Below are 16,912 nucleotides of genomic sequence, written 5' to 3' on the forward strand. Positions count from 1 at the left end.
ATTTCGGCCCCGCCGAGGCCTCACGTCGCTAGTGTCCGCACATGGACTCTGCGCTGACAACCATCGGGCTCCCGATCGCACTCGGCATCATCATGCTCGGACTCGGGCTCGACCTGACGATGGCCGACTTCCGTCGCATCGGGAAGAACCCCAAGGCCGTGCTGGTGGCCCTCGCTGCACAGCTGGTGATCCTGCCGATCATCTGCTTCGGCCTGGTGCTGCTCTTCGACCTGCCACCGCTGCTCGGCATCGGCATGATGCTCCTCGCGGCCAGCCCGGGCGGGACGACCGCCAACCTGTTCAGCCACCTGTTCCGCGGCGACGTCGCGCTCAACATCACGCTGACCGCGATCAACTCGATCATCGCGATCGCGACGCTGCCGATCATCACCAACCTCGCGATCGCCTACTTCGACCGCAGCGACGACGTCAGCATGCCCTTCGCCGAGGTGGTCAAGGTGTTCGCCATCATCTTGATCCCGGTCGGCATAGGCATGGCGATCCGTCACCGTTCACCCGAGTTCGCCGCCCGCATGGACCGCCCGGTCCGCATCGGCTCGGCCATCATCCTGGCGACCCTGGTCCTGGGCATCATGGTCGACCAGCGCAACAACATCCTCGACTACCTCGGTGACGTCGGCCTGATCGCGGCCATCTTCTGCGCGACCAGCCTCGTCGTGGGCTACGTCATCCCCAGGGCCGTCGGCATCGTCGAGTCCCAGGCCATCGCGTCGTCGTTCGAGATCGGGGTGCACAACGGGGCCCTGGCGATCTTCGTCGCGGTCGAGGTCCTCGACAGCGTCGAGATCTCGGTGCCGGCCGCGGTCTACTCCGTCGTCATGTTCGCCCTGGCCACCCTGTGGGGGATGGCCGTCTGCCTCAAGATCGACTCGCAGGAATACGTCGACGCCTGATCAGGCGAGCGCCGCGGCGATCCGCGGCGCCAGCGCCCGCAGCGCCTGGCCGCGGTGGGAGATGCGGTCCTTCTCGGCCGGGTCGAGCTCGGCGGAGGTCAGGTCGGCCTCGGCGTGCTCGTCCGCCACGAAGAGCACGTCGTAGCCGAAGCCACCGCTGCCCCGCGTCTCCCGGATGATCCGGCCGGGCATCCGGCCGTGCTCGACCAGCTCGGCGCCGTCGGCACCGACGAACGCGACGGCGCACTCGAACCACGCGTCGCGCCTCTCGTCCGGTACGTCGCTGAGCTGGGCGAGCAACAGAGCGTTGTTGCGCTCGTCGCTCTTGGGAGGGCCGGCCCAGCGAGCCGAGAGCACGCCCGGCATCTCGTTGAGCGCGCTCACGCACAACCCGCTGTCGTCGGCGATCGTCGGCAGCCCGGTCGCCGCGAACCCGGCGCGCGCCTTGAGCAGGGCGTTGCCCGCGAACGTCGGCTGGTCCTCGACCGGCTCGGCGTAGTCGGTGACGTCGTCGAGCCCGACGACCTCCACCCCGTCGACGTGCTCGGCCAGGATGCGCTGCATCTCCACCAGCTTCTTGGCGTTGCGCGAGGCGAGGAAGACGCGGCTCATCGAGCGAGCGCCTCCTGCTGCAGGCGCGTCAGGTCGACGCAGCCCTTGGCCGCCAGGTCGAGCAGCGCGTCCAGCTCGGCGCGGTCGAAGGCAGCGCCCTCGGCCGTGCCCTGCACCTCGACGAAGGACCCGGTGCCGGTCATCACGACGTTCATGTCGGTCTCGGCGCGGACGTCCTCCTCGTAGGGCAGGTCGAGGCGCGGCACGCCGTCGATGATGCCGACGCTGACGGCAGCGACCGAGCCGGTCAGCGGCTCTCCCATCAGCGCACCGGTCGAGTGCAGGTGGGCGACCGCGTCGGCGAGCGCGACGTAGGCGCCCGTGATCGCGGCGGTGCGGGTGCCGCCGTCGGCCTGGAGCACGTCGCAGTCCAGCACGATCGTGTTCTCGCCGAGTGCCTGGTAGTCGATGATCGCCCGCAGCGAGCGGCCGATCAGGCGCGAGATCTCGTGGGTGCGACCGCCGATGCGGCCCTTGACCGACTCGCGGTCGGAACGGGTGTTGGTCGCCGCGGGGAGCATCGCGTACTCGGCCGTCACCCAGCCCAGGCCCGAGCCCTTGCGCCAGCGCGGCACGCCCTCGGAGGCCGACGCCGAGCACAGCACCTTGGTGCCGCCGAACTCGACCAGCACCGAGCCGGCGGCGTGGTCGAGCCAGTTGCGGGTGATGGTGATCGGGCGGAGCTGGTCGTCCGTGCGGCCGTCGGCGCGGGCGGGGGCGATGGGAGTCGTCATGGGGACAAACCTAGTCAGGCGACGACCTCGTCGCGGAGCGGGCCGACGTCGGGCCCCGGCAGGGCCGGCATCCGCGCCAGCTCGCCGCCTCGCCGGGCACCCAGCTCCGCCAGCGCCATCCGCGCGCCCCACGGTCCGAGGTCGCCCGCCCGCCGCGCGAGCCACGGCAGGCCGGCCCTGGCCAGCCAGGCCAGGTCCTCCCGCCGGGAGGGCGCCAGACCCGCGTCGCTCCCGGCCGGAGGAGGTACGACGAGATATCCGCACTCGGCCAGCAGCTCGGCGTACCACCGCGCGACCGCCCGGTGACCCGACCCCGAGGGATGCAGCCGATCCACCGACCAGAAGGCGCGTGTCGCCACCTCCGGACGCTGCGCCAGGTCGATGCGCACCCCGCCGTGCTGCGCATGGATCTCGTCGTACGTCGCATTGAGCTGCTGGATCCGCCGCCACATCGGCCGTCGGAGCCAGCCGGGGAGGCCGAGCACCGAGGCATGGTCGTGGTAGCGGACCGTCAGCAGCAGGGCACCGGAGCCGGCCAGCCCGGCGGCTGCCGCGAGCAGCCGCTCGCGGACCAGGACTGGGTCCCAGGACGACTTCATCGTGTCGTTGACGCCGACGATCAGGGAGGCGAGGTCGGGCCGCTGGGCCAGCGCGCTCCCGAGCTGTGGGTCGAGGACGTCTCTCGTGGTCCCGCCGGAGACCGCGAGGTTGGTGAAGCGCACGTCGTAGGACTCATCCAGCGCGTCGGCCAGCAGGGCCGCCCAGCCCCGCCACCCGCCGTGCACCGGGTCGCCGACGCCGAAGGTGGTGCTGTCGCCGAGGGCCGCGAACCGCAGCTGACACCGCATGCCCGCAGCGTGCCGGCGCCCGGGAAGCGGCGCGCTGTTTCCCGGTGACGGTGAGTCCAACGCGGCGTGAAGATCCGCGGTGGTGACGCACACGCCAGCCGGGGCCGGTCATCCCCGTGGAAGACCGGACCCGGCTCGGTGTGGCCCCTCCCCCGCGGTGGGCCAGCCTGTGGGAGCTACTTGAGCTCAGCCCTCGCCACCCGGCGCAGGCCGAGGACGAACGGCAGCACGACCCAGATCAGGACCGTGACGATCACCCGCATGAGATCGGTGGTGTCGGTCTCTTCACCGGTGGTGAAGACGGAGGTGGCGAAGCCCAGGTCGATCCACGGGATGATGTCCCGGGCCCAGGCGAAGAATCCGTAGAGCGCCCCGTAGACCATGAACGGCAGCAGCATGGCGACGATGTAGTAGACGGCGACCGCGGCCGGGGTGCTCAGCAGGGTCAGGCCGAAGGCGAACGCCATCGAGAAGTAGGCGACCTGGGTGAGGACGGTCCACGCCAGGGTGCCCGCCTCCATGTCCCACACCGGGTCGATGCCCGAGACGGCGGCGCCGACGATGTTGCCCAGGGCGCCCAACGCAACGGCCAGGGCGACGGTGGCGAGCGCCAGCAGGAGCACGGTGACGAACTTCGCCCACACGACGCGCATGCGGTGGGGCTCGAGGGTGAAGGACACGAGGCCGGTGCGCTGGCTCCACTCGCTGGTCACACTGGTGATCGCGAGCACCGGCACCAGCAGCGACACCGGCGCGGTCATGATCTGGCCCCAGGTGTTGGCCGAGATCGTCTCGTCGGTGAGAGCGAGCACGATGAGCGGAATGCCCAGCGCCAGCGCGATCAACGCGCCGGTGAGGGCGAGCAGCCAGAAGCCGGCCCGGGTGTCGTACATCTTGCGCAGCTCGACCGAGACCAGGCGCCCGAAGGGCACCTGCGAGGTCGAGGAGAGGTCGATCGTGGGGGTCGGGTCTGCAGCAACGGCGGTCATACCGCGACTTCTTCGGCAGTGATGCTCTCGCGCTGGGTGTCCGCGGTGAGCTCGAGGAACAGGTTCTCCAGGCCGCCCTCGGCGGGCCGCAGGTCGGTCAGGACGAGCTGCTTGTCCGCTGCCACCCGGCCCACCTGCACCGGGTCGGTCTCGACGCGCAGGCCCTCGCCGGCGGCCGACACGGCGAAGCCGCCGGCCTCCAGCGCGCTCGAGAGCGACGCGAGGTCCAGCGCGGTGACGTGGGTGGCGCCGCCGGCGCGTCCGGCCAGCAGCTCCTGCTTGGTGCCGCTGGCGACGATCTGGCCGCGGCCGATGAGGATCATCTCGTCGGCGATCAGCTCGACCTCGTTGAGGAGGTGGCTGGAGAGCAGGACCGTTCCGCCGCGGTCGGCGTAGTCCTTCAGCAGCCCGCGCATCCAGCGGATGCCGGCGGGGTCGAGACCGTTCGCGGGCTCGTCGAGGATCAGCACCGACGGGTCGCCGAGCAGGGCGTGGGCGATGCCGAGTCGCTGGCGCATGCCGAGCGAGTAGTCGCGCAGTCGGCGCGTCGCCTCGAGGTCGGACAGGCTCACCAGCGCGAGCATCTCGTCCACCCGCGAGAGGGGCAGGCCCATCAGCTTGGCGCCCAGGGTGAGGATCTCGCGACCGGTGCGACCCGCGTGCTGGGCTGACGCGTCGAGGAGCACGCCGACGTGCCGGCCGGGGTTGGGGATGTCGCGGTAGTGGTGGCCGCCGATCGTGACCTCGCCCGCGGTCGCGGGTGTCAGGCCAACCATCACCCGCATCGTGGTGGTCTTGCCGGCACCGTTGGGTCCCAGGAAGCCCGTCACCCGACCCGGACGGCAGGTGAAGCTCACGTCCTTGACGGCCGCGAAGTCGCCGTACTGCTTGGTCAGAGAGTCCACCCGAATCATGTCCGCCACTCTGTCCGGTGGGGGACGCACGGACATCGGTCGCAGGGCTCGACCTTGCCCCTACCAAAGTAGGGGTGCGCGCCCCTTAGCCTTGCCCCCATGGACGGCCCACCCGAACGCCCGCGCGCCGAGGACACCCGGCCGGAGCTGACGTTCGGGGGCCAGGCCTGGCGCCTGGCCGTCTGCCTCGCCTTCTCGATGCTCGTCTGGTCGCAAGCGGTCGAGAAGGAGTGGAGCGAGCACCGCTCGATCTTCTGGTTCGAGATCGCCCTGGGGGCGACCGCGTTCGTCGTGGTCATCTTCCGGCGCCGAGCACCCGCCGCCATCGCGGCCGTGACCGCGGGCCTGAGCATGTTCTCCGGTATCGCGGCGGGCCCGGCCACGCTGGCCGCCGTGTCGCTCGCCACCCTGCGGCGCCCGACCCCGATCATCGGCATCGGCCTGCTCAACTTCGCCTGCGCCATGACCTACACGCTCTACGCGCCCTTCGACCTGACCGAGCCCATCTGGGTCTCGGTCGTCATCAACCTCGTCGTCAACGCAGGCATGATGGGCTGGGGCATGTATCTCGGCTCCCGGCGCGAGCTCATCTGGACCCTGCGCCAGCGCGCGTCGCGCGCCGAGGCGGAGCAGGAGCTCCGGGTGGCGCAGGGCCGCAGCCAGGAGCGCGAGCGCATCGCCCGTGAGATGCACGACGTGCTCGCGCACCGCATCGCCCAGATCTCCATGCAGGCCGGCGCTCTCGCCTTCCGCGACGACCTGGCCGCCGAGCAGCTCCGCGACGGCCTGGGCGAGATCCAGGGCAAGTCCAGCGAGGCGATCAACGAGCTGCGCGGGGTGCTCGGGGTGCTCCGCGACCGCACGACGGGCGAGCTGGTCGAGGGGCCGCAGCCGACGTACGACGACATCGCCGCCCTGGTCGAGGAGTCCCGCGCGCACGGGGTGCACGTCGAGCTCAGCGACCGGGTGGACCGCTCGACCGAGGCCGTGCCCGACCCCGTCGGCCGCGCGCTCTACCGGATCATCCAAGAGGGGCTCACCAACGCGACCAAGCACGCGCCCGGCGCCCTCGTCACCATCGCGCTCAGCGGATCGCCGGCGCACGGCATCGACGTGGTCATCCGCAACCCGCTGGGGTTTGCGACCGGCTCCACCCCCGGCGCCGGGCTCGGGCTCGTGGGACTGGCCGAGCGGGCCGAGCTGCGCGGTGGCACGCTCGAGCACGGCAGCGACGACGGCGTGTTCGTGCTGAGCGGCTCTATACCGTGGACCCCATGAAGCCGGCGACGAGAACCATCCGGGTGCTCGTGGTCGACGACGATCCGCTCGTCCGCTCGGCTCTGGCGCTGATGCTGGGGGGCCAGCCCGACATCGCGCTCGTCGGCGAGGCCGGCGACGGCGTCGAGGCGCTCGCCATGACGGAGCGCGAGCGTCCGCAGGTCGTGCTGATGGACATCCGGATGCCGGTCATGAACGGCCTCGACGCGACGAAGGCGCTGGTGCAGCTGCCGCAGCCCCCGGCCGTGATCGTGCTGACGACCTTCCACGCCGACGACTACGTCTTCGCCGCCGTCGCGGCCGGCGCCGACGGGTTCCTGCTCAAGGACACTCCCCCGCACGAGATTGTCTCTGCCGTACGCCGAGTGGCTGACGGCGAGGCGATCCTCTCGCCCTCGGTGACCCGCACCGTGCTGGAGCAGATGCGCCTGACGCAGCCGCTCGACCGGTCGGCCGCCGCGGAGGAGCGGATGGCGGCGCTGACCCTGCGCGAGCGGGAGGTCGCGATCTGCGTGGGCCGGGGGCTGAGCAACGCCGAGATCGCGGGCGAGCTCTATCTCTCGATCCCGACCGTCAAGGCCCACGTCTCGCGGCTCTTCGACAAGCTCGACTCGACCAACCGCGTCCAGATCGCGATGGTCGTGCACGACGCGGGCCTCGTCTGAGGACAACGGGCGTCCGGCCACCCGGCGGGGCCGAGCGCTCAGAGCTCGATGACCATCCCGGCGACGGCGAGGTCGAGCGGACCGCTCCACGTCGTCCTGGCCTCGACCAGCGCGTCCTGCTGGTCGTGCCACGGCGGGATGTGGGTGAGCACGAGCCGTGCGACACCGGCCTCGGTGGCGGTCGCGCCGCAGTCGGAGCCGGTCATGTGCAGGTCGGGCGGGTTGTCGGCACCGTCGCGGAACGACGCCTCGCACAAGAGCACGTCCGCGCCGGCCGCGAGCTCCGTCAGCTCCGGGCAGGGACCGGTGTCGCCGCTGTAGACGACGGTGCGACCGCCCACGGTGACCTTCAGCGCGAACGCGTCGACCGGGTGCACGACCCGGGTGGACTCGATCGTGAAGGGGCCGATCCGCACGGGCTCGCCGTGCGCGAAGAAGTCGAACTCCTCCGTCATGCCGGGCTCGAGGGGCAGGTCGTAGGCGCGCGCGAGCCGGCCGGGGGTGTCCGCCGGTCCCCACACGGGGATGCGCGGCTGGGCACCGGTCGGGTGGTACTTGCGCATGACGTAGTAGCCGCACATGTCGAGGCAGTGGTCGGCGTGCAGGTGGCTGATGAACACCGCGTCGATCGTCAGCGGGTCGACGTAGCGGTGCAGCTGTCCCAACGAGCCGTTGCCCAGGTCGAGCAGGATCCGGAAGGCCCGTCCGTCCTGCTCGGCCTCGAGGAGGTAGCAGCTGGCGGGCGAGTCCGGGCCGGGGTAGGACCCGGAGCACCCGATGACGGTGAGACGGGCGGTCATGACAGGCCACCGGCGAACTGCGAGGCGCCCAGCAGCTCGGTGCCGAGGAAGCGGCGACCGATCGTCTCGAACTCGGCAGGGTCGCCGGTGGTGGCGAACGAGTAGGCCGGCACGCCGCCCTCGCGCATCAGGTCGGTGCGGACCAACAGCTTGTAGACGTCCTTGGCGCACTCCTCGGCCGAGCTGACCAGGGTGACGCCGTCGCCCATGACGAGCGAGATGACCCCGGTGAGCAGCGGGTAGTGGGTGCAGCCGAGCACGAGGGTGTCGACCCCTGCGTCGACGAGCGGCTGGAGGTAGTCGTGCGCGACGTCGATGAGCTCGCTGCCTCCGGTCACGCCCTGCTCAACGAAGTCGACGAAGCGGGGGCACGCGCGGGTCAGGAGCTCGACCTGAGGGGCTGCGGCGAACGCATCGTCGTAGGCCATCGACTCGGCGGTGGCGCGCGTGCAGATCACCCCGATCCGGCCGGTCCGCGACGCAGCGACGGCGCGACGGGTGGCGGGCAGGATCACCTCGACCACGGGCACGTCGTAGCGCTCCCGGGCGTCGCGCAGCATCGCCGCGCTCGCGGAGTTGCACGCGATGACCAACGCCTTGACACCCTCGGCATAGAGGTGGTCGAGGCACTCGAGGGCGTATTCGCGGACCTCGCCGATCGGCTTGGCGCCGTACGGCGCTCGCGCGGTGTCGCCGACGTAGCGGATCGATTCGTGCGGGAGCTGGTCGATGACCGAGCGTGCGACCGTCAGTCCGCCGAAGCCGGAGTCGAAGATCCCGATCGGGGCTTCGCGGTCTTGGGTGGGCACGGGGCAAGGCTAGGGCCGCGGTCTGGGAAAGGCACGCGCCGGGCCGCGTTGGCCCGGTCACACGTCACGTGGTCGGGCGGTCCCCCGCGTGCCCGGCGACCCACTGCATCAACGGGACGAGGAGCGCGGCCAGCTGTTCGCCGGGCTCGGTCAGGGAGTACTCCACGTGGGGCGGTACGACGGGTCGGGCCTCGCGATGGACCAACCCGTCGTCGGCCAGGGTGCGCAGCGTCTGCGCCAGCATCTTCTCGCTGACGCCCTGCGCGCGGCGGCGCAGCTCGCTCCAGCGCAGCGGCTCCCCCTCGGAGAGGGCCAGCAGCACCAGCACGCCCCACTTGCTCATCACGTGGTCGAGCAGGACCCGGCTCTGGCAGGCCGCCGGGAACACGCCGTCGGGATAGAGCTCGCGGAGGTTGCCACTTACCAACATGTGCGTACCTTACTTCAAAGTGGGTACTACCCCATGGGAAGTTAGCGGTGCCCCCCTTCGTTGGACCGGACGACAAGCCCTCCAACGAACAGGACATGACATGACCACCTACCTCGTCACCGGCGCCAGCGGCCAGCTCGGCCGCCTCACTGTCCAGGCCCTCCTCGAGCAGGGGGTGGCGGCCTCCGACGTCGTCGCGACCGCGCGCAACACCGACGCCATCGCCGACCTGGCCGCCCTCGGCGTCGTGACCCGCGCCGCCGACTACACCGACCCGACCTCGCTCAAGGAGGCCTTCGCCGGCGTCGACCGAGCCCTGCTCGTCTCGTCCAGCGCCGTCGGCGAGCGGGTCGCCCAGCACGCCAACGTCATCGGCGCGGCACGCGATGCGGGCGTCGAGCTGCTCGGATACACCAGCATCACCCGGGCCGACAGGGCGCAGATGATCTTGGCCGGCGAGCACCGCGCGACCGAGGACCTGCTGGCCGCGTCCGGGCTGCCGGTCGTGCTGCTGCGCAACTCGTGGTACCTCGAGAACTACACCGCGCAGGTCGCCACCGCCCTCGAGCACGGGGTCGTGCTCGGTGCCGCCGGCGAGGGTCGGGTCAGCGCCGCCACCCGCGCCGACTTCGCGGCCGCGGCCGCCGCCGCACTGGTCGCCGACGACCAGGCCGGTCGCGTGCACGAGCTCGGTGGCGACACCGCCTTCACCCTCGAGGAGTACGCCGCAACGCTGGCCGCCGAGTCCGGCCGGCCCGTCGCCTACCAGGACCTGCCCGCGCCGGAGCTCAGTGCCGCCCTGGTCGGCGCCGGCCTGCCCGAGCCGTACGCCGACGTGCTCGCCGACTCCGACCTGGGCCTGGCGCGCGGTGAGCTGCTGGTCGACTCCGGCGACCTGTCCCGGCTGATCGGTCGCCCCACGACCACGCCGGCCGAGGCGATCCGCGCCGCCCTCGCGTGACGCCGTCCCGGCCGCGCGGTGCGACGCACCGCGCGGCCGGCGGTGCGGACTGCGCCGTACCGCCCGCTTAGGCTTCTCGCATGTCGCGTCTCGGAGTCGTCCTGCCCGCACTCACGCTCGTCCTGTCCGGTGGCCTGGCCTGCGCCGCCGCCAGCGAGGCTCCCGACGCGGCGGCGCGGCCCACGACGGCCGAGCGTCGGATCGACACGCTGGGCCCCATCGACACCGTCGTGGCCATCTCGATCGACGGCCTCAACCCCAATGCGATCACCAAGCTGCGCAAGCGCGGCACTCCCGCGCTGCACCGGCTGATCCGCACCGGCGCGAGCACGCTCAACGCACGCACCGAGCTCGAGCTGACCGACACGCTGCCCAACCACACGGGCATGGTCACCGGGCGCCGCATCGAGGCCGCCACCGGTGGGCACGGCGTGACGTGGAACGACGATCGACGCAGGCCCTCGACGGTGCAGGCTGCGGCCGGCCACGAGGTCGAGTCGGTGTTCGACGTCGTGCACGACGCGGGTGGGAGCACCGCCTACTTCGCCAGCAAGACGAAGTTCTCGCTGTGGGAGCGCTCCTGGGACGAGGCCATCGACACCGACGTGATCATCGAGAACAACCGGCGGCTGACGCGACGGTTCGTCGCGGACCTGGCCGGCACCACCCGCAGCTTCCGCCTCCTGCACCTCTCCGCGCCCGACGCCGCCGGTCACGACCACGGGTTCATGAGCCCGCGCTACCTCGAGACGGTCACGGCCACCGACCGGCTCGTCGGCAAGGTGCTGCGGGCGATCTCGAGCTCCCCGACGCTCTCCGGGCACACCGCCGTCATCCTGACCTCGGACCACGGCGGCCGTGGCGCCAGCCACCGTGCGCCGAACCGACCGGCCAACTACACGGTGCCCTTCATGGTCTGGGGTCCCGACGTCGCCGTCGCCGACCTCTACGACATCAACCCGACCTACACCGATCCCGGTCGCACCCAGTCGACCTACGACGACGCGACCATCCGCAACGGCGACGTCGCCAACCTCGCGCTCGACCTGCTCGAGCTGCCCGCCGTCACGGACAGCGAGCACAACGTCGCGCAGGACCTCGTCACCCTCACGACCGACCCGAATCCGGCCGCGGGCTGACGCTCGGAGGCGTCAGGCCCAGAGCTGGCCGTCGAGGCGGTCCTCGGCCTCGTCGACGGTGCCCTCGTAGGCACCGGTCGAGAGGTACTTCCAACCGCCGTCGGCCACCACGAACGCGATGTCGGCCTTCTCCCCCGCCTTGACCGCCTTCGCGGCCTGGCCGAGCGCGGCATGCAGGATCGCGCCCGTGGAGATGCCGGCGAAGATGCCCTCGAGCTCGAGGAGCTCACGGACGCGGCGTACGGCGTCGCGCGGGCCGACCGAGAACCGTGAGTCGATCAGGGTCGCGTCGTAGAGCTCCGGCACGAAGCCCTCGTCGAGGTTGCGCAGGCCGTAGACGAGCTCGCCGTAGCGGGGCTCGGCGGCGACGATGCGGACGTCGGGCTTGGTCTTGCGGAAGAACCGCGAGACGCCCATCAGGGTGCCGGTGGTGCCGAGCCCGGCGACGAAGTGGGTGATCTCGGGGAGGTCGGCCAGCAGCTCGGGGCCGGTGCCCTCCTCGTGCGAGAGGGCGTTGGCCTCGTTGCCGTACTGGTAGAGCATGACCCAGTCGGGGTGCTCTCCAGCGATCTTCTTGGCGACCCGGACGGCCTCGTTGGAGCCGCCCGCGGCGGGCGAGGAGACGATCTCGGCGCCCCACATGCGCAGCAGCTGGCGGCGTTCCTCGGAGGTGTTCTCCGGCATCACGCAGACGATGCGATAGCCCTTGAGCTTGGCGGCCATGGCCAGTGAGATGCCGGTGTTGCCGCTCGTCGGCTCGAGGATCGTGGCGCCGGGTCGCAGCGTCCCGTCCTTCTCCGCCTGCTCGATCATCTTGAGCGCGGGCCGGTCCTTGATGGAGCCGGTGGGGTTGCGGTCCTCGAGCTTGGCCCAGATGCGGACATCGGGGCTCGGCGACAGTCGCGGCAGCCCGATCAGCGGCGTGCCGCCCACGGACTCCAGCAGGCTGTCGAAGCGGGTCATCCGCCTGCGACCGCCGGCAGCACGACGACCTGGTCGCCGTCGGCGAGCTCCGCGTCGAGGCCACCGATGAAGCGGACGTCCTCGTCGTTGATGTAGACGTTGACGAACCGGCGCAGGTCGCCGTTGTCGATCAGGCGCTCCTTGATGCCGGGGTGGTTGCCCTCTAGGTCGTCGATCAGCGCCGTCAGCGTCGCGCCCTCGGCCTCGACCGCCTTGGCGCCGTCGGTGTAGGTGCGAAGGATGGTGGGGATGCGGACCTCGATGGCCATCAGGGGGTGCTCTCTTCCGTAGGCGTGATCGTGACGTCTTCTTCGGTCACGACACCGTCGATGATTCTGTATGACCTGAACTCGACGGGGCCGTCGTTATTCCCGTGCTCGCGGGTGCTGACCAGGACGTAGTGCGCGTTGGGCTCGCTCGCCAGCCCGATGTCGGTGCGACTGGGATAGGCCTCGGTGGCTGTGTGCGAGTGGTAGACCACCACCGGCTCCTCGTCCCGCTCGTCCATGTCCTTGTAGAGCTGGAACAGGTCGGTGGAGTCGAACTCGTAGAACGTCGGGCTGCCCGCGGCGTTGACCATCTCGATGAAGCGCTCGGGCCGGTCGCTGCCCTCGGGGCCGGCGACGACGCCGCAGGCCTCGTCGGGGTGGTCGCGCTTCGCGTGCGCGACGATCGCGTCGTACGTCGCCTGGTCGATGGTCAACACGAGGTCAAGGGTAGGCGGCGCCTCCGCCCGCGCCGTACCGCGTCTCAGACGAGCGCGACGGCGGTCACCTTCCGCCTCCCCCCTGAACTTCCACTCGTGCGGGTGGAAGTCCATCCGCCGCTGAGCGGGGGACGGGCGGATCGGGCCTGAACTTCCACTCGTGCGGGTGGAAGTTCATCGGTGCGGACGGTTCAGACGAGGGCCGCTGCGGCGCACGTGGCGCTGCAGGCGTCGAGCAGCTCGCCCTCGGAGAAGCCCGAGCCGGCGAACCATGCGGGCGCCGTCAGGCCCAGCGCGAGCAGGGACTCGCGCGAGGTGTCCCGCGTCGGGTCCTCCTCGAAGACCTGCACCAGCTCCGGGTCGCTGGTCTCGCGGACCAGGTCGACCAGGTCGGCGATCGTCGTGGCGACGTGCACCGTCGCCCTGCCCTCGGGCCCGAGGAGCACGCCCACCCAGCCTGCTGCGCAGGAGGTCACGCCCAGCACCGGAGCAGCCGGACGCAGCGGCTCCGGGCCGATCTCGGCCTCGGACCTCCCCACGAACCGCGCCTCGCGCTCGTCGGCGAGCCCGGCCTCGACCCGGCCGGCCATGCGGGCGGACATCGGCGGCAGGTCGTCGACGGGCCACCAGCGGACGTCGGTGGACTCGTCATCGGCCACGTGGGCGGCACCGCTCACCCAGGTGCAGGAGAACGTCAGGTCGAGGTAGGCCGCCCGGTCGCCGTTGTCGTAGGTGAGCTCGGGCAGCACGGTGGTGGCGGCCAGGCGATCGACGCTGATCACGACGCCGGTCTCCTCCAGCGCCTCGCGGGCCGCCGCGATCGCGGGCTCCTCGCCCGGGTCGACGATGCCGGTGACGGGCGTCCAGGCACCGTTGTCGGAGCGCTTGACCAGGAGCACATGGTCGTCGCCGCGGGTGATGACGGCGGTGACGCCGGGCAGCCACAGGGGGTGGTGGCCGATCATCTCGCGCATCTCGACGACGAAGTCGGGGATCGGGCTCACGCCGTCAGGGCCTCGACGATCGTCTCCTGCAGCCAGCCGACCCACTCGTAGATGTCGTGGGCCTGCGCGCGGGGGTCGTCGTCGTCCATGGCGTCCCAGATCTCCTCGTCGCCGTCCTCCACGCCGAGGCGGGTGGCGAGCGCGAGCCGGATGTCGGTGAACGACCGCATCCAGGTCTCGGCGGTCGGCTCGTCGAGCTCGACGTCGATCATCAGGCCGTCCTCCTCGAGCTCGGGCGGCAGCCCGGCCTCCTCGAGGCAGTCGATGATCGTGCAGGCGGCCGCGGCCTTGCCGTCGCGCAGGCTGCCCTCGGTGAAGCGCCGGAACTCCGACGCGGCCTCGTCGTCCTCGAGATAGGCGGTGGGGAACAACCGCTGCAGCACCGGGTCCTCCGGCTCGCTGGTCGGTCCGGAGAAGTCCATCATCGCCTCGAAGGGATCGCGCGCGTCGTCGGGCACAGCCGCCTCGTTGCGCAGCAGCTCGACGATCTGCGAGGCCAGCGAGCGCAGCAGGTCGGACTCGAAGCCGGTGAAGTTGGCGATGATCAGCCGCGACTTCCGGTGGCGCGTGAAAGCCCCCACGTCAGGTCGCCTTCTCCATGGTCGCCCACAGGCCGTATTCATGCATCGCCTGCACGTCGCGCTCCATCTCCTCGCGGGTGCCGGTGGACACGACGGACCGGCCGTCGTTGTGCACCTCGAGCATCAGCTTGGTGGCCTTGGCCTCGGAGTAGCCGAAGTACTTCCGGAAGACATAGCTGACGTAGTTCATCAGGTTGACGGGGTCGTTCCACACGATGGTCACCCACGGCTTGGCCAGGAAGGTGATCTCGTCGGGGGTCAGGGTCGGTTCGACCTCGACGGGGCTTGCGGCTGACACGTTCGCCATCGTGGCACACCCGAGGGCGACTCCTCACCAGCCGGCTGCCGAGAAGACGGCGGGCCCTTCGTTCCTCCCCGGCACGCCGACCCCGGCGATACTGTCGCCGGCATGCCCGATCTCCTCACCGACGTGGCCGACGGCGTGCTGACGCTGACCTTCAACCGGCCGGAGGTCTTCAACGCGTTGAGCGGAGAGATGTCGCTCGGCCTCGCCGACCAGCTCGAGGGCGCGGTGTCCCGCTCGGACGTGCGGGTGGTCGTGATCACGGGCACCGGCGCCGCCTTCAGCACCGGGGCGGACATCGGCGGTGCCGACGCGCACGAGCGCTTCGACGCACGCGCACTCGACCTGGCCAACCGGATGGTGCGCGCGGTCGTCAACCTCGACAAGCCGGTGCTCGCGGGGGTCAACGGCATCGCAGCGGGGGTCGGCGCCAGCATCGCGCTGGCCGCCGACATCATCGTCGCGAAGGAGTCGGCCGCCTTCCTGCTGGCCTTCTCGCGAGTCGGCCTGATGCCCGACGGAGGCGCGAGCGCCACCATCGCGGCCGGGGTGGGCCGCGCGCGGGCCATGCGGATGGCGCTGCTCGCCGAGCCGCTGGGCGCCAGCGAGGCCCTCGACGCTGGGTTGATCACCCACCTCAGCACGGACGATGAGTTCGACACGACCGTCGCCACGCTCGCGCGGCGCCTCGCCGCCGGGCCGCCGCTGGCCTTCACGGCGACGAAGAGGGCCATCAACGCCGCGACCCTGAGCCACCTCGAGGGTGCCCTCGAGCGCGAGCGCACCGGCCAGACCATCCTGCTCAGGACGGCGGACGCCGCGGAGGGCATGCGCGCGTTCGGCGAGAAGCGCAGGCCCACCTTCACCGGGCGCTGATCAGCACCACTTGCGCGCCAGGGTCGTGACGACGTTGAAGTTGCGATTGGTCGCGACGCCGATCAGCCGTTCGACCCGCAGCGGGTCGACGGCGCCGGCCTCGTACGTCGGCCCCAGCAACAGGTGGCACGCACGACCGCGTACGACGGCGCGGTGCTCGGCCGTGGACAGCGCCTCGACGGCGGCCTCATCCGCGACGGGTTCCTTGAGCAACAGGACGTAATGACGCGACAGCTCGCGCTCCGCGGAGAGCTCCTCGGCGTCCCTACCGATCTGCGCGAGCTCCGCCCTGGTGAAGGCGATCGTCGGCACCTCGAAGCCGGCGACCTCGGCGAACGCGCTCTCGAGGGCCGCCTCGACCTTGACCCGGGAGCGCAGCGAGGACGTCACCCGGACGTTGCCGGTGTTGATGTAGGTCTCGACGTCGCTGAACCCGGCCATCTCGCACGCCGCCCTGATCGCTTCCTTGGGGAACTTGCGCCTGGCGCCGAGGTTGATGGCACGGAGAAACGCCACGTGGGTGGTCATGGATGAGATCATGCACACAGTCCGTTGGGTCTAAGGTGCTGGCATGAACACACGCACTCTTGCCCTCGGCCTCGGCGCCATCGCCCTCTCCTTTGCGGCCACCGGTTGCGCCAAGGACGACACCTCCTCGACCACCGAGTCGGGCATCCAGCTCGTCAAGGAAGGTGTGCTGACGATCTGCACGCACCTGCCCTACGAGCCCTTCGAGTTCACGGAGGGCGGCGAGGTCGTCGGTTTCGACCCCGCGGTGCTGGAGATCGCTGCCGACAACGAGGGGCTCGACACCGAGGTCATCGACGTCGCGTGGGAGACGATCACGACGGGCGAGGCCCTCAACAGCGGCCAGTGCGACGTGGCCGCCGGCGCCATGACGATCAACCCCGAGCGTGAGGCCGTCATGGACTTCACCGACCCCTACTTCACGGCCACCCAGGCCCTCATGACCAAGACCGGCGCGGGCATCACGTCGCTCGAGGACCTCGCGGGCAAGAAGGTCGCTGTCCAGGACGGCACGACCGGAGCCGACTACGTCCGCGAGAACGCCCCCAAGAACACCGAGGTCGTCTCCTACGAGGACTCCTCGCTCATGCAGCAGGCGGTCCTGACCGGCCGGGCCGACGCCGGCGTCAACGACAACGGCCTGCTCAACTACTTCGTCAGCGAGAACCCCGAGGTCGAGGTCGTCACGGAGTTCGAGACCGGCGAGGAGTACGGCTTCTCGGTGAAGAAGGACAGCAACGACGAGCTGCTCGCCGCCATCAACGACGGCATCGCGAGCGACGAGTACGACGCGGTCTACGAAGAGTGGTTCGGCACCGCCCCGCCCAGCTGATCGCCCCCTTCCCCGCCGACCCGTC

At 70.8% G+C, this 16,912-nt stretch carries 22 protein-coding genes; 7 read left to right on the forward strand and 15 right to left on the reverse strand.

The window, feature by feature from the left end; genetic code table 11:
* The first annotated feature begins 41 nt into the window (after positions 1 to 41).
* Positions 42 to 914, forward strand: coding sequence for a bile acid:sodium symporter family protein (locus C9J87_RS06130; protein ID WP_010832035.1), 873 nt, complete (start codon positions 42 to 44; stop codon positions 912 to 914).
* Here the strand turns inward: C9J87_RS06130 and C9J87_RS06135 are convergent, their stop codons facing one another.
* From C9J87_RS06135 to C9J87_RS06155, 5 genes are all read right to left on the reverse strand, one after another.
* Positions 915 to 1,526 carry a non-canonical purine NTP pyrophosphatase gene (locus tag C9J87_RS06135; protein WP_107704972.1) on the reverse strand — a complete coding sequence of 204 codons (612 nt, stop codon included), beginning with the start codon at positions 1,524 to 1,526 and terminating at the stop codon, positions 915 to 917.
* Positions 1,523 to 2,260 (reverse strand): ribonuclease PH, encoded by a 738-nt coding sequence (rph, locus tag C9J87_RS06140; protein ID WP_107704973.1) that lies wholly within the window; start codon positions 2,258 to 2,260, stop codon positions 1,523 to 1,525. Before rph ends, C9J87_RS06135 begins: the two co-directional genes overlap by 4 nt.
* Before the next feature lie 14 nt (positions 2,261 to 2,274).
* On the reverse strand, positions 2,275 to 3,108 hold the full coding sequence (locus C9J87_RS06145) for an SGNH/GDSL hydrolase family protein (RefSeq protein WP_107704974.1): 834 nt from the start codon (positions 3,106 to 3,108) through the stop codon (positions 2,275 to 2,277).
* A 176-nt stretch (positions 3,109 to 3,284) separates the two neighbouring features.
* Positions 3,285 to 4,097, reverse strand: a complete 813-nt coding sequence (locus tag C9J87_RS06150; RefSeq protein WP_010832031.1) for an ABC transporter permease subunit — start codon at positions 4,095 to 4,097, stop codon at positions 3,285 to 3,287.
* Complete coding sequence (locus C9J87_RS06155; RefSeq protein WP_036490273.1) at positions 4,094 to 5,011, reverse strand: ABC transporter ATP-binding protein; 918 nt, start codon at positions 5,009 to 5,011, stop codon at positions 4,094 to 4,096. Before C9J87_RS06155 ends, C9J87_RS06150 begins: the two co-directional genes overlap by 4 nt.
* A gap of 99 nt (positions 5,012 to 5,110) precedes the next feature.
* Between C9J87_RS06155 and C9J87_RS06160 the strand changes: the two genes are divergently transcribed.
* Positions 5,111 to 6,289, forward strand: a complete 1,179-nt coding sequence (locus tag C9J87_RS06160) for a sensor histidine kinase (protein ID WP_010832029.1) — start codon at positions 5,111 to 5,113, stop codon at positions 6,287 to 6,289.
* A complete protein-coding gene (locus C9J87_RS06165) occupies positions 6,286 to 6,954 on the forward strand; it encodes a response regulator transcription factor (protein ID WP_010832028.1) in 669 nt (222 codons plus the stop codon). The genes C9J87_RS06160 and C9J87_RS06165 overlap by 4 nt, the downstream gene beginning before the upstream one ends.
* Before the next feature lie 38 nt (positions 6,955 to 6,992).
* Here C9J87_RS06165 and C9J87_RS06170 read toward each other — a convergent pair whose 3' ends face one another.
* The 3 genes from C9J87_RS06170 to C9J87_RS06180 all read right to left on the reverse strand — a co-directional run bounded on the left by C9J87_RS06170 (position 6,993) and on the right by C9J87_RS06180 (position 8,993).
* The gene (locus tag C9J87_RS06170) at positions 6,993 to 7,754 is read right to left on the reverse strand and encodes an MBL fold metallo-hydrolase (protein WP_010832027.1); all 762 of its coding nucleotides are present in this window, start codon (positions 7,752 to 7,754) and stop codon (positions 6,993 to 6,995) included.
* Entirely contained in the window at positions 7,751 to 8,563 is an 813-nt protein-coding gene (murI, locus tag C9J87_RS06175) for a glutamate racemase (RefSeq protein WP_010832026.1), read from the reverse strand. Before murI ends, C9J87_RS06170 begins: the two co-directional genes overlap by 4 nt.
* A 64-nt stretch (positions 8,564 to 8,627) precedes the next feature.
* Positions 8,628 to 8,993 (reverse strand): winged helix-turn-helix transcriptional regulator, encoded by a 366-nt coding sequence (locus C9J87_RS06180; protein ID WP_107704975.1) that lies wholly within the window; start codon positions 8,991 to 8,993, stop codon positions 8,628 to 8,630.
* Between the two features lie 100 nt (positions 8,994 to 9,093).
* Here C9J87_RS06180 and C9J87_RS06185 point away from each other — a divergent pair, with 100 nt between their 5' ends.
* Together C9J87_RS06185 and C9J87_RS06190 are read left to right on the forward strand one after the other, a co-directional pair.
* Complete coding sequence (locus tag C9J87_RS06185) at positions 9,094 to 9,954, forward strand: NAD(P)H-binding protein (protein WP_107704976.1); 861 nt, start codon at positions 9,094 to 9,096, stop codon at positions 9,952 to 9,954.
* An 80-nt stretch (positions 9,955 to 10,034) separates the two neighbouring features.
* On the forward strand, positions 10,035 to 11,093 hold the full coding sequence (locus tag C9J87_RS06190; protein WP_010832023.1) for an alkaline phosphatase family protein: 1,059 nt from the start codon (positions 10,035 to 10,037) through the stop codon (positions 11,091 to 11,093).
* A 12-nt stretch (positions 11,094 to 11,105) separates the two neighbouring features.
* Here C9J87_RS06190 and C9J87_RS06195 read toward each other — a convergent pair whose 3' ends face one another.
* From C9J87_RS06195 to clpS, 6 genes are all read right to left on the reverse strand, one after another.
* The gene (locus tag C9J87_RS06195) at positions 11,106 to 12,056 is read right to left on the reverse strand and encodes a PLP-dependent cysteine synthase family protein (RefSeq protein WP_010832022.1); all 951 of its coding nucleotides are present in this window, start codon (positions 12,054 to 12,056) and stop codon (positions 11,106 to 11,108) included.
* Positions 12,053 to 12,325, reverse strand: a complete 273-nt coding sequence (locus C9J87_RS06200; protein WP_010832021.1) for a MoaD/ThiS family protein — start codon at positions 12,323 to 12,325, stop codon at positions 12,053 to 12,055. Before C9J87_RS06200 ends, C9J87_RS06195 begins: the two co-directional genes overlap by 4 nt.
* Entirely contained in the window at positions 12,325 to 12,762 is a 438-nt protein-coding gene (locus C9J87_RS06205) for a Mov34/MPN/PAD-1 family protein (RefSeq protein WP_036490269.1), read from the reverse strand. Before C9J87_RS06205 ends, C9J87_RS06200 begins: the two co-directional genes overlap by 1 nt.
* A 191-nt stretch (positions 12,763 to 12,953) precedes the next feature.
* A complete protein-coding gene (locus C9J87_RS06210) occupies positions 12,954 to 13,766 on the reverse strand; it encodes an NUDIX hydrolase (RefSeq protein WP_232819846.1) in 813 nt (270 codons plus the stop codon).
* Positions 13,763 to 14,347 carry a DUF2017 domain-containing protein gene (locus C9J87_RS06215; RefSeq protein ID WP_010832018.1) on the reverse strand — a complete coding sequence of 195 codons (585 nt, stop codon included), beginning with the start codon at positions 14,345 to 14,347 and terminating at the stop codon, positions 13,763 to 13,765. Before C9J87_RS06215 ends, C9J87_RS06210 begins: the two co-directional genes overlap by 4 nt.
* 1 nt (position 14,348) lies before the next feature.
* Positions 14,349 to 14,654, reverse strand: coding sequence for an ATP-dependent Clp protease adapter ClpS (gene clpS, locus C9J87_RS06220; protein WP_010832017.1), 306 nt, complete (start codon positions 14,652 to 14,654; stop codon positions 14,349 to 14,351).
* A gap of 102 nt (positions 14,655 to 14,756) precedes the next feature.
* On the opposite strand from clpS, the gene C9J87_RS06225 reads away from it, so the two are divergent.
* Positions 14,757 to 15,527 carry an enoyl-CoA hydratase-related protein gene (locus C9J87_RS06225; protein ID WP_010832016.1) on the forward strand — a complete coding sequence of 257 codons (771 nt, stop codon included), beginning with the start codon at positions 14,757 to 14,759 and terminating at the stop codon, positions 15,525 to 15,527.
* Here the strand turns inward: C9J87_RS06225 and C9J87_RS06230 are convergent, their stop codons facing one another.
* Positions 15,528 to 16,055 (reverse strand): DUF1697 domain-containing protein, encoded by a 528-nt coding sequence (locus tag C9J87_RS06230; RefSeq protein WP_036490266.1) that lies wholly within the window; start codon positions 16,053 to 16,055, stop codon positions 15,528 to 15,530.
* A gap of 43 nt (positions 16,056 to 16,098) precedes the next feature.
* Here C9J87_RS06230 and C9J87_RS06235 point away from each other — a divergent pair, with 43 nt between their 5' ends.
* Complete coding sequence (locus C9J87_RS06235) at positions 16,099 to 16,887, forward strand: transporter substrate-binding domain-containing protein (protein WP_010832014.1); 789 nt, start codon at positions 16,099 to 16,101, stop codon at positions 16,885 to 16,887.
* The last annotated feature ends 25 nt before the right edge of the window (positions 16,888 to 16,912 follow it).

Source organism: Nocardioides allogilvus, from assembly GCF_003047285.1.
Lineage (GTDB): Bacteria > Actinomycetota > Actinomycetes > Propionibacteriales > Nocardioidaceae > Nocardioides > Nocardioides allogilvus.

What these genes read in the sequence shown, in the direction of transcription:
- C9J87_RS06130 (WP_010832035.1), top strand. Translation starts at nt 42, where the DNA reads ATGGACTCTGCGCTGACAACCATCGGGCTCCCGATCGCACTCGGCATC.
- C9J87_RS06135 (WP_107704972.1), bottom strand. Translation starts at nt 1,526, where the DNA reads ATGAGCCGCGTCTTCCTCGCCTCGCGCAACGCCAAGAAGCTGGTGGAG.
- rph (WP_107704973.1), bottom strand. Translation starts at nt 2,260, where the DNA reads ATGACGACTCCCATCGCCCCCGCCCGCGCCGACGGCCGCACGGACGAC.
- C9J87_RS06145 (WP_107704974.1), bottom strand. Translation starts at nt 3,108, where the DNA reads ATGCGGTGTCAGCTGCGGTTCGCGGCCCTCGGCGACAGCACCACCTTC.
- C9J87_RS06150 (WP_010832031.1), bottom strand. Translation starts at nt 4,097, where the DNA reads ATGACCGCCGTTGCTGCAGACCCGACCCCCACGATCGACCTCTCCTCG.
- C9J87_RS06155 (WP_036490273.1), bottom strand. Translation starts at nt 5,011, where the DNA reads ATGATTCGGGTGGACTCTCTGACCAAGCAGTACGGCGACTTCGCGGCC.
- C9J87_RS06160 (WP_010832029.1), top strand. Translation starts at nt 5,111, where the DNA reads ATGGACGGCCCACCCGAACGCCCGCGCGCCGAGGACACCCGGCCGGAG.
- C9J87_RS06165 (WP_010832028.1), top strand. Translation starts at nt 6,286, where the DNA reads ATGAAGCCGGCGACGAGAACCATCCGGGTGCTCGTGGTCGACGACGAT.
- C9J87_RS06170 (WP_010832027.1), bottom strand. Translation starts at nt 7,754, where the DNA reads ATGACCGCCCGTCTCACCGTCATCGGGTGCTCCGGGTCCTACCCCGGC.
- C9J87_RS06180 (WP_107704975.1), bottom strand. Translation starts at nt 8,993, where the DNA reads ATGTTGGTAAGTGGCAACCTCCGCGAGCTCTATCCCGACGGCGTGTTC.
- C9J87_RS06185 (WP_107704976.1), top strand. Translation starts at nt 9,094, where the DNA reads ATGACCACCTACCTCGTCACCGGCGCCAGCGGCCAGCTCGGCCGCCTC.
- C9J87_RS06190 (WP_010832023.1), top strand. Translation starts at nt 10,035, where the DNA reads ATGTCGCGTCTCGGAGTCGTCCTGCCCGCACTCACGCTCGTCCTGTCC.
- C9J87_RS06195 (WP_010832022.1), bottom strand. Translation starts at nt 12,056, where the DNA reads ATGACCCGCTTCGACAGCCTGCTGGAGTCCGTGGGCGGCACGCCGCTG.
- C9J87_RS06200 (WP_010832021.1), bottom strand. Translation starts at nt 12,325, where the DNA reads ATGGCCATCGAGGTCCGCATCCCCACCATCCTTCGCACCTACACCGAC.
- clpS (WP_010832017.1), bottom strand. Translation starts at nt 14,654, where the DNA reads ATGGCGAACGTGTCAGCCGCAAGCCCCGTCGAGGTCGAACCGACCCTG.
- C9J87_RS06225 (WP_010832016.1), top strand. Translation starts at nt 14,757, where the DNA reads ATGCCCGATCTCCTCACCGACGTGGCCGACGGCGTGCTGACGCTGACC.
- C9J87_RS06230 (WP_036490266.1), bottom strand. Translation starts at nt 16,055, where the DNA reads ATGACCACCCACGTGGCGTTTCTCCGTGCCATCAACCTCGGCGCCAGG.
- C9J87_RS06235 (WP_010832014.1), top strand. Translation starts at nt 16,099, where the DNA reads ATGAACACACGCACTCTTGCCCTCGGCCTCGGCGCCATCGCCCTCTCC.